The sequence below is a fragment of the Streptomyces cavernae genome, from assembly GCF_004023625.1.
In the GTDB taxonomy this organism is placed as follows: domain Bacteria; phylum Actinomycetota; class Actinomycetes; order Streptomycetales; family Streptomycetaceae; genus Streptomyces; species Streptomyces cavernae.
In genome coordinates this window covers 198,270-212,227 of record NZ_RPDJ01000002.1, presented here as the reverse complement: position 1 = coordinate 212,227, position 13,958 = coordinate 198,270, and the positions used below count along the sequence as shown (strand labels likewise).

Annotated in this window: 11 protein-coding genes; 1 reads left to right on the top strand and 10 read right to left on the bottom strand. The window is 72.4% G+C overall.

What is annotated here, in order from left to right; translation table 11 throughout:
- Positions 1-13: 13 nt before the first annotated feature.
- The 10 genes from EF387_RS13390 to hrcA form a co-directional block, all read right to left on the bottom strand.
- Complete coding sequence (locus EF387_RS13390; RefSeq protein ID WP_128376749.1) at positions 14-919, bottom strand: ribonuclease Z; 906 nt, start codon at positions 917-919, stop codon at positions 14-16.
- Between the two features lie 6 nt (positions 920-925).
- Entirely contained in the window at positions 926-1,279 is a 354-nt protein-coding gene (locus EF387_RS13385) for a histidine triad nucleotide-binding protein (protein WP_128376956.1), read from the bottom strand.
- Positions 1,280-1,410: 131 nt separating this feature from the next.
- Positions 1,411-2,475 (bottom strand): tetratricopeptide repeat protein, encoded by a 1,065-nt coding sequence (locus EF387_RS13380; protein ID WP_238431496.1) that lies wholly within the window; start codon positions 2,473-2,475, stop codon positions 1,411-1,413.
- Positions 2,472-3,791 carry an ATP-binding protein gene (locus EF387_RS13375; RefSeq protein WP_128376747.1) on the bottom strand — a complete coding sequence of 440 codons (1,320 nt, stop codon included), beginning with the start codon at positions 3,789-3,791 and terminating at the stop codon, positions 2,472-2,474. The genes EF387_RS13380 and EF387_RS13375 overlap by 4 nt, the downstream gene beginning before the upstream one ends.
- Before the next feature lie 486 nt (positions 3,792-4,277).
- Positions 4,278-7,517, bottom strand: a complete 3,240-nt coding sequence (locus EF387_RS13365; RefSeq protein ID WP_128376745.1) for a S41 family peptidase — start codon at positions 7,515-7,517, stop codon at positions 4,278-4,280.
- Between the two features lie 85 nt (positions 7,518-7,602).
- The gene (locus tag EF387_RS13360) at positions 7,603-8,163 is read right to left on the bottom strand and encodes a hypothetical protein (protein WP_202918241.1); all 561 of its coding nucleotides are present in this window, start codon (positions 8,161-8,163) and stop codon (positions 7,603-7,605) included.
- 182 nt (positions 8,164-8,345) lie between these two features.
- Complete coding sequence (locus EF387_RS13355; protein WP_128376744.1) at positions 8,346-9,080, bottom strand: 16S rRNA (uracil(1498)-N(3))-methyltransferase; 735 nt, start codon at positions 9,078-9,080, stop codon at positions 8,346-8,348.
- Positions 9,077-10,150, bottom strand: a complete 1,074-nt coding sequence (locus EF387_RS13350) for a nitronate monooxygenase (protein ID WP_128376743.1) — start codon at positions 10,148-10,150, stop codon at positions 9,077-9,079. Before EF387_RS13350 ends, EF387_RS13355 begins: the two co-directional genes overlap by 4 nt.
- Before the next feature lie 380 nt (positions 10,151-10,530).
- Entirely contained in the window at positions 10,531-11,667 is a 1,137-nt protein-coding gene (dnaJ, locus tag EF387_RS13345; RefSeq protein WP_128376742.1) for a molecular chaperone DnaJ, read from the bottom strand.
- Positions 11,668-12,684, bottom strand: a complete 1,017-nt coding sequence (hrcA, locus tag EF387_RS13340) for a heat-inducible transcriptional repressor HrcA (protein WP_128376741.1) — start codon at positions 12,682-12,684, stop codon at positions 11,668-11,670.
- Between the two features lie 243 nt (positions 12,685-12,927).
- On the opposite strand from hrcA, the gene EF387_RS13335 reads away from it, so the two are divergent.
- Positions 12,928-13,635 carry an MBL fold metallo-hydrolase gene (locus EF387_RS13335; RefSeq protein WP_202918240.1) on the top strand — a complete coding sequence of 236 codons (708 nt, stop codon included), beginning with the start codon at positions 12,928-12,930 and terminating at the stop codon, positions 13,633-13,635.
- Positions 13,636-13,958: the final 323 nt, after the last annotated feature.

Genomic DNA, 13,958 nt, shown 5'->3' with positions numbered 1-13,958 from the left:
CTCCCTCACCCCGTCACAGCCGCTTGGGCACCGGAACCCTCAGCAGGTCGTGTGCGACGGTCAGTTCCCCGTCGAAGCCGGCCCGCCGCGCCTGACGCTCGAACTCGTCGGGTTCGCCGTACCGCTGGCTGAAGTGGGTGAGCACGAGATGCCGTACGCCCGCGTCCCGGGCCGCCCGAGCGGCCTGACCCGCCGTCAGATGGCCGTGCTCGACGGCGAGTTGCTCGTCCGCATCGAGGAAGGTGGACTCGATGACGAGCATGTCGCAGCCCTCGGCGAGGGCGTGCACGCCGTCGCACATCCGGGTGTCCATGATGAACGCGAACCGCTGCCCGCGCCGCACCTCGCTCACCGCGTCGAGGGGCACGTCCCCCAGGACGCCCTCCCGCTGGATGCGCCCGACGTCCGGCCCGGTGATCCCGTACGCGGCCAGCCGCTCGGGCAGCATGCGCCGTCCGTCCGGCTCGACCAGCCGGTACCCGTACGACTCGACGGGGTGGGACAGCCGACGCGTCTCGAGCACGTACGACGGTCCGGTCGCGAGCACCCCGTCGCCGTCGACCGGCGCCTCGGTGAGGGCCACCGTCTCGCGGAAGGCCGTGGCGCGCCGCAGCCGGTCGTAGTACTCCTGCCCGGATCGCGGATAGTGCGCGGTGATCTCGTGCGGCACCCGGTCGAGGTTGATGCGCTGGATCACCCCGGCGAGGCCGAGCGAGTGGTCGCCGTGGAAGTGCGTGACGCAGATCCGGTGCAGGTCGTGCGCGGCCACCCCGGCGCGCAGCATCTGCCGCTGGGTGCCCTCTCCGGGGTCGAAGAGCAGGCCGTCGCCGTCCCAGCGCAGGAAGTAGCCGTTGTGGTTGCGGTGCCGGGTGGGAACCTGGCTGGCGGTGCCGAGGACCACCAGTTCACGTATGGACACGGCGCCTCACCCGGGCGGCCAGTGCATACCGCGCCCGCCGAGGAGGTGCAGATGGGCGTGGAAGACGGTCTGTCCGGCGCCGCTGCCGGTGTTGAAGACGAGCCGGTAGCTCTCCAGCTTCTCCTCGGTGGCGACCTCCCCCGCGTGGCGCAGGAGGTCCGCGGTGACGGAGGGCTCGGCGGCGGCGAGTTCCGCGGCGTCCGCGTAGTGCACCTTCGGGATCACCAGGACGTGGGTGGGCGCCTGCGGGTTGATGTCACGGAAGGCGACGGTCGTCTCGGTCTCCTTCACCACGGTCGCCGGGATCCGGCCCGCCACGATCTTGCAGAACAGGCAGTCGTCCTGCGGCTCTCCGGCCACGTTCACGCCTCCTAGACACTGGTCACTGACGTCCGTCCGCTCACGTCATTTCGCTGATGTCCGTCAACTGACGTCCGCACGCATGCTATCCATGAGCGGCCACCCTGACGCCGACGGCGCAGGCCGCCGCATCACCCGATCCTCCGGCGGTCGAACCAGACGGTCAGCAGGACCGGTACGACGGCGGCCGCGGCCAGCAGCCGGGGCACCCCGCGTGCCTCCCACGGAACCACCGCGACCAGCACGGCGCACGCCGTGCACCACGCCGCCTGGCCCAACACGATCCGGGCCCACACCCGGCGGCGCACCAGCGACGCCATGCCGAGGCGGACGCCGGTGCGCAGCCGGCGGTAGGGGTACCAGGCACCGAGGCCCCAGACGGCGGCGAGCACCGCCAGGACCCCCAGCCGGGCGGCCTGCGGCAGCGGAAGCCCCGCGCGGTCGTCCACCGCGTGGACCGGGAGCACATCGACCGTTCCGGCCGCGATCAGCAGACACAGCAGCGCCGGCCAGCGGGTGCCGCGCAGCATCCGGTACACGGCGCCGTCGAGGCCGCCGCGCAGCCCGGGCGAGTCGGGGGCGACGGCCAGCGCGTCGGCGTACAGCTCGGCGGCGGCCGGGGCCCTGGCGTCCCGCGCGGCCTTGGCGGTCTGCTGGGACAGCGCGAACTGGTGGGTGGGGTCCAACTGCAGGATGGCGCGCTCGGCGCGGTCCGCCATCTCGTGGTTGCCGATCACGGTGGCCAGCTTCCACAGCGTCAGGTGCGCGCCGACCTCGTCGGGGCCGTACCGCACCGCGTCCAGCGCGGTCTGGTAGGCCTCGTAGCGGGTGTAGCGCTCGGGCAGGAAGAGCTGCACCTCGGCGAGGAGGGCGTACGCGCCCCACCAGTCGGGCCCGATGCCGATCGCCCGCATCGCGGTGTCCGCGGCCTCCTCGAGGCGGCCGACACGGCGCAGGGCGTGGGCGCGCACGTTGACGGCGTCGTAGTCCTCGGGTGCGCGGCGTACGGCCTCCTCGATCGCGGCGAGGGCCTCCTCGGGTTCGCCGAGCGCCGCGTGGCAGCGGGAGAGCCGGATCCACGCCCGTACGTCCTCGGGGTCCTCCGCGATCCGGCGGACCAGGAGCGCGCGGGCGTCGGCGTGCCGGCCCAGTTCCATCAGCAACCGTGCCCGCTCGGTCGCCTCGGCGACGGTCACAGCTTGCGCTTCCGCTTCAGATGGGCGACCAGGTCGTCGTAGGTGCCGCCGTCGTTGGCGAACATCGCCACGTTCCGCGCCGCCGCGAACCACGGTTCGGTCGACGGCCGGATCTGCTTGGCCGCGCCCAGCAGGTCACGCATGCCGATCATGCGGACCTCGCCGGTGCGGGCGGAGTCCAGCAGCGCGGACTCGGCGGCCGTCTCGCACAGGTGGGCGAGGTCGGCGCCGGAGAAGCCGTCGGTGGCCTTCACGAGTTTGCCCAGATCGACCGATTCGATGGGGCGTTCCCGCAGGTGGTAGATGAGGATCGCCTCCCGTGCCGGGCCGTCCGGGGGCAGCACGAGGAGGGTGCGGTCGAGGCGGCCGGGGCGGCGCAGCGCGATGTCCACGTCCCAGGGGACGTTGGTGGCGGCCAGGACGAAGACGCCCTCGTTGCCGCCGTCCACCCCGTCGAGTTCGGTGAGGAGCTGGTTGACGACGTTGCGCAGACCGCTGTGCTGCATACGGCTGCGCTTGGCGCCGAGCGCGTCCAGTTCGTCGAGGAAGACGACGCACGGGGCGTTGCGCCGGGCGTTGACGAAGATGTCGTGGATGTTCTGCTCGGACCTGCCGATCCACATGTCGAGGACGTCGCTGAGGGCGATCGGCAGGAAGGATGCGCCGAGTTCGCCCGCGACCGCCCGCGCGATGAAGGTCTTGCCGCAGCCCGGCGGCCCGTACAGCAGCAGACCGCCGCGCAGGCTCTTGCCGTACAGCTTGCGCAGTCCGGGATTGCGCAGCGGTGCCAGGAAGGCGGCCTCCAGGCGGTCCTTGACGTCCTGCATGCCGCCGACGTCCGACAGCCTTACACCTTGCGGGAATTCGGCGTCCCAGGCGTCGGCGGATCCGGGGTCGCCGTGCCCGTCGACGCTGAGCGGTTCCCCCAACTCGCCTACGAAGCGCGGCGGGACGATGCCGCCGACCTCCTCCTCGGCGGCGCGCCAGTCGAACCCGTCGGGTTCCGCCGGCAGTTGGGGTGTCGGCCCGTGCGGCGCGGAACCCTGTGACGGCACCGGTGCCTCGGACGGCACCGGCGTCTCGGGGGCGACGGGGGCCGTGGGCTCCGCCGTCACCCCCATCGCACGCACCATCAGCGCCCGGGCCGACTGGTCCCCCGGCGCCTGCTGCAACGCGACGGCAGCCTCTCCGACCGCACCGTCGGTGTCCCCGGCGTCCAGCAACAACTCGGCGAGGTGCAGCCGCAGGGGCACATCGTCGGGGGCGGCCGCAACCGCGGCGCGGAGGCTGCGTATGAGGGGTGTTTCGTCGGACATGAAGCAACTTTACGAGCCATGTTCCCCACAACTCCCAGGAGTTGCACTTATTGCGTCACACCGCTACCGCCGGACGGGCGGGATGTGAAGCCTGTGGAGACCTTGTCAGAACACCCTTATGGGCGGCAGGGGTCGATGAAGCAGGAACCCGAGGGAGCACCGCGGAGCGGTGCAGACCGGAATCGCCTGCGTTTACGCAAGTGAGGACGTCAAGGCCAGTGGTATCGCGAGGTTCACCCTGTCCGGCGATCGCGGACGAGGCCGCGAAGCCGATGGCGGAAGGGCAGGGACCGGAGCTCGGAGCCCCTGGGGGAGCCCGGCAGGGACCGGAGCGCGCAACCCTGCGGGGCCTCCGGAGCGGAGCCCAGAGGGACGGGTGGGGGCGGAGGAGGCGAAGAACTCACCGCGAACCCCGCCCGGCCCCTGCCCCGGCACCAGCCCCCGGCCACCGCCCCGGACCCCAGCTCTGAGCAGGCCCAGGCCCCGCTACCCCAACTCAGGCAGCCCCGGCGGCTGTTTGGCCGGGCGTTCCTCCAGCGCGGCCAGCGCGATCCGTACCGCCTCGTCCAACTGGACGTCCCGCCCGGCCGCGTAGTCCTGCGGTGCCTGGACGACCTCCACGTCCGGGTCCACGCCGTGGTTCTCCACGTCCCACCCGTAACCCTCCAGCCAGAAGGCGTACTTGGGCTGGGTCACCAGGGTGCCGTCCACCAGCCGGTAGCGGCTGTCGATGCCGATGACACCGCCCCAGGTGCGGGTGCCGACCACCGGCCCGATACCGAGGGCCTTGATCGCCGCGTTGACGATGTCCCCGTCCGAGCCGGAGAACTCGTTGGCGACGGCCACCACGGGCCCGCGCGGCGCGTCCATCGGATAGCTGTACGGCCGCATCCCGCGCGGCACGTCCCAGCCCACGATCCGGCGCGCCAGCTTCTCGATCACGAGCTGCGAGGTGTGCCCGCCCCGGTTCTCCCGGACGTCCACCACAAGTCCCTCGCGGGCGACCTCCATCCGCAGGTCGCGGTGGAGCTGTGCCCAGCCGGAGCCCACCATGTCCGGCACGTGCAGATAGCCGAGCCGACCGCCGGACTTCTCGTGGACGTAGGCCCGCCGGTCCGCGACCCACGCGTGGTAGCGCAGCGGCTCCTCGTCGCCGATGGGCACGACGACCGTGTGCCGCGGGTCGCCGCCGCCGGAGGGCGAGACGGTGAGTTCGACCGGCTTTCCGGCCGTCCCGACGAGCAGCGGCCCGGGCCCGGTCAGCGGGTCGACGGGCCGGCCGCCGACCGCGACGATCGCGTCCCCGGCCCGGACCGCCACCCCGGGCGCGGCCAGCGGCGCCTGGGCCTCGGGGTCGGAGGTCTCGGACGGCAGGATGCGGTCGATGCGCCACAGCGGGGTCCCCAGGGGGCCGTCCTCGTGGCGGGAGATGTCCGCGCCCAGCAACCCCTGCCGGCGGTCGCCGCCGCCCCAGCCACCCGCGGGTGTGACGTACGCGTGCGAGGTCCCCAGTTCGCCGTGGACCTCCCACAGCAGGTCGACGAGGTCGTCATGGGTGGCGACCCGGTCCAGCACCGGACGGTAGCGGCTCTGGACGGCGTCCCAGTCGACCCCGCCGAGGTCGGGCCGCCAGAAGTTGTCCCGCATCAGCCGGCCCGTCTCGTCGAACATCTGCCGCCATTCGGCGGCCGGGTCGACGGTCTGCCGGATCCGGGACAGGTCGACGGTGATGTTGCTGTCGCTGTCCTCGTCGCCGGAGGCCCGCCGGTCGCTGGGGACGACCTTGAGCTTGCCGTCGGTCCACAGCAGCACCCGCTTGCCGTCGCCGCTGACCGTGAAGTGGTCGGAGTCGCCGTTGAGGTGCTCGATGCGCTGCTGAACGAGGTCGTAGCGCTCCAGCTCGGTCTTCGGCTCGGGGTCGTCGGGGGTGGCCCGCGAGGCGCCGAGCACGCCCCGCAGTGGGTGCCGCAGCCACAGCACCCCGTCCTTGGCGGCCCGCAGGGTGGTGTAGCGGGCGGCCTCGACCGGGAACGGCACGATGCGGTCGGCGAGCCCGTCGAGGTCGATCCGGGTCGCGGGGGTGCCCTCGCTGTCGGGGGTCTCCTCCTTGTCCGGGGCGTCGAAGGGGCGGCCGTGGCGCTGCGGACCGAACGGCGACGGCGTGGTCGCCGCCAGCGTGATGAGGTGCGGCCGGGATCCGCCGACGAACGCGAGGTCGAAGACGTGCTCGTCGTAGACCGGGTCGAAGGAGCGCGCGGACAGGAAGGCCAGGTGTTTGCCGTCGAGGGTGAACGCCGGTGAGTAGTCCCGGAAGCGGAGCGGGGTCGCCTCGGTGACGGACAGGTCGGCGGTGTTGGCGAGCTTGAGCTGGCGCAGCGGGCTGGGCCCGGGGTGGGACCAGGCGAGCCAGGCCGAGTCGGGCGAGAAGACCAGCCCGCTGCAGTCGCCGTCCTCGCTGCGGTCCACCTCGCGGACCTCACCGGTCTCCCGTTCGACCAGCAGCACACGTCCGTCGTGCGAGGCGACAGCGGCCCTGCTGCCGTCGGGTGCCATGGCGAGACCGAGGACACGCCCCAGCTGTCCGGCGGCCAGCCGGCGCGGGGTGGCTCCGGGGGCGACGCCGGTGGCGGGCGCGAACTCGAGGGCGTCGTCGCCCTCCGCGTCCGTCACCCACACCACGTACTCCTCGCCGTCGGCGCGGAAGGTGCGCGGCAGCCGGGCCCGTACACCGGGTTCGGCGGCGAGCGCGCGGGCGGGCCCGGAGCGGTGGGTGATCCAGTGCACGGCGCCGCGGACGGAGACGGCGCTGCCCCGCGCGGTGTGGTCGGGCGAGGCCGCCCCGAACCAGCGGGAGGCGCTGATCGGATGGGGTTGCAGGTCGACGCGCTGCCCGCCGAGCCGGATGTCGAGCCGCCGGGGCTCCGTCCCCTCCTCGAGGTCCTCCAGCAGCCACAGCTCACCGGCGGACGAGTACACCACCCGTGTGCCGTCGGTGGCGGCGTGCCGGGCGTAGAACCCTTCGAGGCCCGTGTGCCGCCGCAGCTCCGAGCCGTCCGCGAGGGACGAGTAGACGGCACCCACACCCTCGTGGTCGGAGAGGAATACGATCCTGTCCCCCGCCCACGACGGGTACTCCAGGTTCCCGTCGAGGTCCTGGTGCAGCCGTTCGAACTCCCCCGCTTCCGCGCCCTGTTCGGCGCGGTCGATCCACAGCTTGCCCGCGGTTCCGCCCCGGTACCGCTTCCACCACGCTGCCTCGCGGCCCATGGGCGCGGACAGCAGCACGGTGGCGGGCCCGAACGCCACATCGCCGACGGGCCCGTACGGCAGTAGCTTCGCCGGCCCGCCGTCCAGCGGAACGGACTGCGCCCAGCTGCGGCGCAGCGAGGCCTGGCCGACGGCGCTGACGGCGAGCACCTGACCGTCCGGGGTCCAGCCGCGTACCTGCGTCCGCGAACTGCCCCAGTACGTCAGGCGGCGGGAAGGACCGCCCTCCACGGGCGCGAGGTGTACCTCCGGCGCTCCGTCACGGGTGGAGGTCCAGGCGATGTGCGTACCGTCCGGGGAGAAGCGGGGGTGTTGCACCGGAACGTCGTCGGCGCTGACCCGCCAGGCCCTGCCCCCGTCGAGGGGCGCCACCCAGACGTCGTCCTCGGCGGTGAAGGCGACCAAATCGCCGTGGAGATGAGGAAACCGGAGATACCCGACCGATGCAGACTGAGTCACCCCGTTACCCTACGCAGCGACCGTGTCCGCCCGACAGTGGTTTGGATCACTTCTTACGCAAGTGACTTGTGCTGACCGGTCCCGGTCACTTGCCCTGCGTGGGCCAGCAGACGGGGTCTCCCTGACACCAGATGGTCTTGGTGACCGTGACGGTGACTTCCGGGCCGGGTTCGGGCCGCTGGGTGACGGGCGGTGTCCTCCCGGGCTCCTGGCTCGCGGCGCCGCAGTTGCCGAGCACGTCCAGCCGGAAGACCTGTTCGCCGCCGACCTTCGCGGTCAGGTCGCCGCGCACGCACCTGCCGCTCACCTCCCGGGTCACCTTCCCCTTGATGGTGATGTCCCGCCTGTCCCTGGTCTCGCCGGAGCAGCTCACGTCCACCAGGGTGTGCGACGCGCCGGGCGACGGCGGCTTCCCGGGTGTGTACGCCTTGTCGCCGTCGGCGTAGGAGGCGGTGCAGGTCAGCCAGGAGACGTCGATTCCCCGCCGCTGGAGTTCCCTGGTACCGGCCTGGTCGGTCGTGTAGGAGACGGCCACCGTGCTCAGTCCGTCCGTCGGCTGGCAGGCGACGACCCCCACGGCGGCGGCTCCCACGAGCCCCACCGCGGAAGCAAGCCGCCGGTGCCGGATGCGCCTCATTGCCCCCATGCGCGGCAGACTGCCACCGCCCGCCGCGGCGCGGTAGACCTCATGCGGACAGTCGCGGTCCCGTCAGCCGGGCGGCAACGACCGGGCGAAGTGCGGGCCGGGCAGCCGTACTTGGGCGGCTGCCATGGTGTTCTCCCATGCATCGCCCGGTGTTGTCCCGTGGATGCCCGCGCCGGCCCGGTTCAGGACCAGCGGCCCGTGCGCCCGAGCAGCAGCGCGGTCGCCGCGGTCCCGGCCGTCGAGGTGCGCAGCACGGTTCGCCCCAGCCGGTACGCCTTCGCACCCGCCTCCGCGAACAGGTCCAGCTCCTCCGGGGACACCCCGCCCTCCGGTCCGATCACCAGCACGATCTCGCCGCGGTCGGGGAGTACGGCGGTGGCCAGTGGCTCCGCCCCGCTCTCGTGGAGGACGACTCCGAGATCGGCGTTGGCGAGAAGTGCGGCAACCTGCTTGCTCGTCATCGCGTCCGCGACGTCCGGGAAGCGCACGCGCCGGGACTGCTTGCCCGCCTCGCGGGCGGTGGTGCGCCACTTGCCGAGCGCCTTGGCGCCCCGTTCGCCCCTCCACTGGGTGACACAGCGGGCGGCGGCCCACGGGACGATCGCGTCCACGCCGGTCTCCGTCATGGTCTCCACGGCCAGCTCGCCCCGGTCGCCCTTGGGGAGAGCCTGGACGACGGTGATGCGCGGCGACTGCGCGGGCTCTTCGGAGACCGGGCCCACGCGGACGATCAGCCGGTCCTTGCCCTCGGTGCCGGCCACCACGCCCTCGGCCCACCGCCCGGCGCCGTCCGTGAGGAAGAGGTCCTCACCGGGCCGCAGCCGCTTCACCGAGACGGCGTGCCGGCCCTCGGGCCCGTCGAGCACGTACTCCGCGGCAGTGGGCATCTCCTCGACGACGAACACGGGCGCGGTCATACGTTCCCCCCGGACGACAACGCTGTCCTGGCCGCCTCCAACTCGGCGACCAACACCTCCACCAGCTGCCCGGCGGGCAGCTCGCGCGCCATCCGGTGCCCTTGCCCGGCCCACAGTGCCATGCCCTGCGGGTCCCCGGCCTTGGCCGCCGCCTTGCGCAGCCCGGCGGTGAGGTGGTGGATCTGCGGGTACGCGGCGGGCGCGTACGGCCCGTGCTCGCGCATGAACCGGTTGACCAGCCCGCGCGCCGGCCGACCGGAGAACGCCCGGGTCAGCTCCGTCCGGACGAACAGGGGGTTGACCAGCGCCGCCTTGTGCAGGGGGTTGGCGCCGGACTCGGGCGTGGCGAGGAACGCCGTGCCGAGCTGTGCGGCACTGGCGCCCGCCGCCAGCACGGCGGCGATCTGGCTGCCGCGCATGATCCCGCCGGCCGCGACGATCGGGATGCGCACGCTCTCGCGGACCTGTGCGACCAGCGACAGCAGACCGATTCCGGAGCCGTCGGCCTCGCGGTCGTCGCGGTGGGTGCCCTGGTGACCGCCGGCCTCCACGCCCTGGGCGATCACCCCGTCGGCGCCCGCCCGCTCCACGGCCTGCGCCTCCTCGACGGTGGTGGCGGTGACGAGGGTCCGGGTGCCCTTCCTCGCCAGCGACTCGACGACCTCCGCGGACGGACAGCCGAAGTGGAACGAAACCACCGGCACCGGGTCGTCGCGCAGGACGTTCAGCTTGGCTTCGTAGTTGTCGTCGAGTCCGCTGTCCGGGTCACCGAGCTCGGTCTCGTACCAGGAGGCCTCGCCCGCCAGTTGATGGGCGTAGACCTCGACGGCGGCCGGGTCGGCGTGGTCGGACTGCGGCATGAAGAGGTTGACGCCGAAGGGCCGGGACGTGAGCCCGCGAAGCGTCTTGATCTCCTGGTACATGCCGTCGGCGGTCTTGTATCCGGCGGCGAGGAACCCCAGCCCGCCTGCCTCGGCCACGGCGGCGGCGAGCTGCGGGATCGAGACACCGCCCGCCATGGGGGCCTGCACGATCGGGTGCGGGAGGAGATCGGTCAGCGCGGAGGACATGCCCGCATGTTGTCACGTCCGTCGAACAAGTTGGAATCCAGCCTTACCGACGGCATAATCCGCTGGAATGGGCGGGCGTGGACCCCCTTGGCATGTGCCACACGGGGTCACACAGGGTAAGGAACAAGCCAGATCAGGCCCTCTCCGTTCAGCCCGTCCGGCGTTGGACGAGGCCGTTCGGACCGGTCAGCGGGGACCCGATCTCCGGGGCGGCAGCCCCCGCAGACGCGGTCCCCCCACCCCCGCAGAGGCGGTCCCCCCGCTCGAGCGAAGCCGAGAGCCCGGGGAGGGACGGGCAGGAGGCGGAGGGGCGGAGCGGGCGGAGCGGGTGAAAAACCCGACCCCGCCCGTACTGCACCCCCGGCCGGGACGGCCACGCGTCACCGACCGTTGAAAGCGTCCTTCAGCCGCGAGAACAACCCCTGCTGCCCGGGCTGGAACTGCCCGGTGGGCCGCTCCTCACCGCGCAGCGCGGCCAGCTCGCGGAGCAGCCGCTCCTGCTCCGGGTCCAGCTTCGTGGGCGTCTGCACCTCGACGTGCACGATGAGATCGCCGCGCCCGCCGCCACGCAGATGCGTCACCCCGCGCCCGTGCAGCGGGATCGACTGCCCGGACTGCGTACCCGGACGGATGTCGACCTCCTCCAGGCCGTCGAGCGTCTCCAGTGGAACCTTGGTGCCGAGAGCGGCCGCCGTCATGGGAATCGTCACCGTGCAGTGCAGGTCGTCCCCGCGCCGCTGGAACATGGGGTGCGCGATCTCGTGGATCTCGACGTAGAGGTCACCGGCGGGACCGCCACCGGGCCCGACCTCGCCCTCACCCGCGAGCTGGATCCGAGTGCCGTTGTCCACACCGGCCGGGATCTTCACGGTCAGCGTCCGACGCGACCGCACCCGCCCGTCACCGGCGCACTCCGGGCACGGCGTCGGCACGACCGTGCCGAAGCCCTGGCACTGCGGACACGGTCGCGAGGTCATGACCTGACCCAGGAAGGACCGAGTGACCTGCGAGACCTCACCGCGGCCCCGGCACATGTCACACGTCTGGGCCGTGGTCCCCGGCGCCGCGCCCTCACCGTTGCAGGTGGCGCAGACGACGGCCGTGTCGACCTGGATGTCCTTCGTGGTGCCGAAGGCCGCCTCGTCCAGCTCGATCTCGAGCCGGATCATGGCGTCCTGTCCGCGCCGCGTGCGCGAGCGCGGGCCCCGCTGCGAGGCCGTACCGAAGAACGCGTCCATGATGTCCGAGAAGTTCCCGAACCCGCCGGCGCCGAAGCCGCCCGCGCCCGCGCCGCCCGCCTGGGACAGCGGGTCGCCGCCGAGGTCGTAGACCTGCTTCTTCTGCGGGTCCGACAACACCTCGTAGGCGGCGTTGATCTCCTTGAACCGCTCCTGCGTCTTCGGATCGGGGTTGACGTCCGGGTGCAGCTCGCGCGCGAGCCGCCGGAACGCCTTCTTGATCTCGTCCTGTGACGCGTCGCGGCGCACGCCGAGTACGGCGTAGTAGTCCGTGGCCACTTACGACTCCGCCAGGATCTGTCCGACGTAACGTGCCACTGCGCGTACTGCTCCCATCGTTCCCGGATAGTCCATGCGGGTCGGCCCGACCACACCGAGCTTGGCGACTGCCTCCCCGCCCGAACCGTAGCCGACCGAGACGACGGACGTGGAGTTGAGCCCCTCATGGGCGTTCTCATGACCGATGCGTACGGTCATGCCCGAATCCTTCGCCTCGCCCAGCAACTTGAGAAGCACGACCTGCTCCTCCAGTGCCTCGAGCACCGGCCGGATGGTGAGGGGAAAGTCATGCGCGAAGCGGGTGAGATTGGCGGTACCGCCGATCATCAGCCGCTCCTCGGTCTCCTCGACGAGCGTCTCCAGCAGTGTGGAGAGCACCGTCGCGACCGTACCGCGGTCCTCCGTCTCGAAGGCCTCCGGCAGGTCCTGCACGAGCTGCGGCACATCCGTGAAGCGGCGGCCCGCGACCCGGCTGTTGAGCCGAGCGCGCAGATCGGCGAGAGACGTCTCCCCGAACGGCGCCGGGCAGTCGATCATCCGCTGCTCCACCCGCCCGGTGTCCGTGATCAGCACGAGCATCACCCGCGCGGGCGCCATCGCCAGCAGTTCCACGTGCCGCACGGTCGAGCGCGTGAGCGACGGGTACTGCACGACGGCGACCTGCCGGGTGAGCTGCGCGAGGAGCCGTACGGTCCGGCCGACCACGTCGTCCAGGTCGACGGCGCCGTCGAGGAAGTTCTGGATCGCCCGCCGCTCGGGCGCCGTGAGCGGCTTGACTCCCGCGAGCCGGTCCACGAAGAGGCGGTAGCCCTTGTCGGTGGGGATGCGGCCGGCGCTGGTGTGCGGCTGCGCGATGTAGCCCTCGTCCTCCAGCGCCGCCATGTCGTTGCGCACGGTCGCCGGGGAGACACCGAGCCGGTGCCGCTCGGTGAGCGCCTTGGAACCGACCGGCTCCTCGGTGCCGACGTAGTCCTGGACGATGGCGCGCAGCACTTCCAGCCTGCGTTCACTGAGCATCCGCGCACACCTCCAGCTGATCGTCCCGGCGCCCCGTCCCTGTGCCCGGTGCTTCGCTTGGCACTCAGTGCGTGCGAGTGCCAGCATCGTTCAGTGTACGGCCGGGAGGTATGGCCCCGGCAAGGGCGGTCACGCCGATGTACTGCCCGGTGTCGTCCCGAGGTATACGGGTCGGGACCGGTCTGTACTGGTCGGTCTGCGCAAGCCGACGGAATCGTACGAGGGCGAGTTGGGAAGATCGGCGTGACGAATGTGACGTGGGAAGAGCTGTCGAACCGGGTGCTGCGGTGCCGGCTGCCGGTCTGGGACTGCACCGCCGGGCTCGTCGTCGGCGACGACGCGGTGCTCATGGTGGACGCCGGGTCGAGCGTGGGCGAGGGCGCGCGGCTGCGCGGCGAGGCGGAACGGCTGCTGGGCCGTGGCCGCCGTGTGACGCATCTCGCGCTGACCCATCCGCACTTCGACCATGTCTTCGGCGCGGCGGCGTTCGCCGGGGTGGAGGTGTTCGGCGCGGTGGGCGTGGGGACGGCCCTGAGGGCGGAGGAGTTGCGCGCGGACGCCGTGCGCGAGGGCCTCGACCCGACGGAGGCCGCCGAGGCGGCGGAGCTCCTCGTCCGCCCGCGCCATGAGGTGACCGGGGAACGCACCCTGGACCTCGGCGGCCTGACGGTCCTGCTCGCGAACGTCGGCCCGGGCCACACCCTGCACGACCTGGCGGTCCTGGTGCCCACCTCCCCGGAGATCGTTTTCTGCGGCGATCTGGTGGAGGAGTCCGGGGAGCCCCAGGCGGGCCCCGACGCGGTCACCTCCCACTGGCCGGCGGCCCTGGACCGGCTGCTGGGGTTCGGCGGCGAGGACGCGGTGTACGTGCCGGGGCACGGGGCGGCGGTGGACGCGGCGTATGTGCGGGCGCAGCGGGACGCGCTCGCGGAGCGGTTCGGCGTGTCGTAGTCCGGTGGGGCACAGCCGGTGTCCGGGGCGGTGCGACCGGTGTCAGGTGCGGTGCAGCCGGTGTCCGGGGATGGTGCGACCGGGGTCCGGTGTGGTGCAGCCGGTGTCCGGGGATGGTGCGACCGGGGTCCGGTGTGGTGCAGCCGGTGTCCGGGGTCGCGCAGCCGCCCTGAGGCAGGCCGGTGGGGCGCAGTCCGGTGCGGCGCAGTCCGGTGGGGCGCAGTCCGGTGGGGCAGTCTGGGCGGTGCGTCGGCACGACTCGGTGTTCTTGGGGACATCTCCGCGTTCGCGGGCACGACGGGTGTTCGCGGGCACATCTCGGT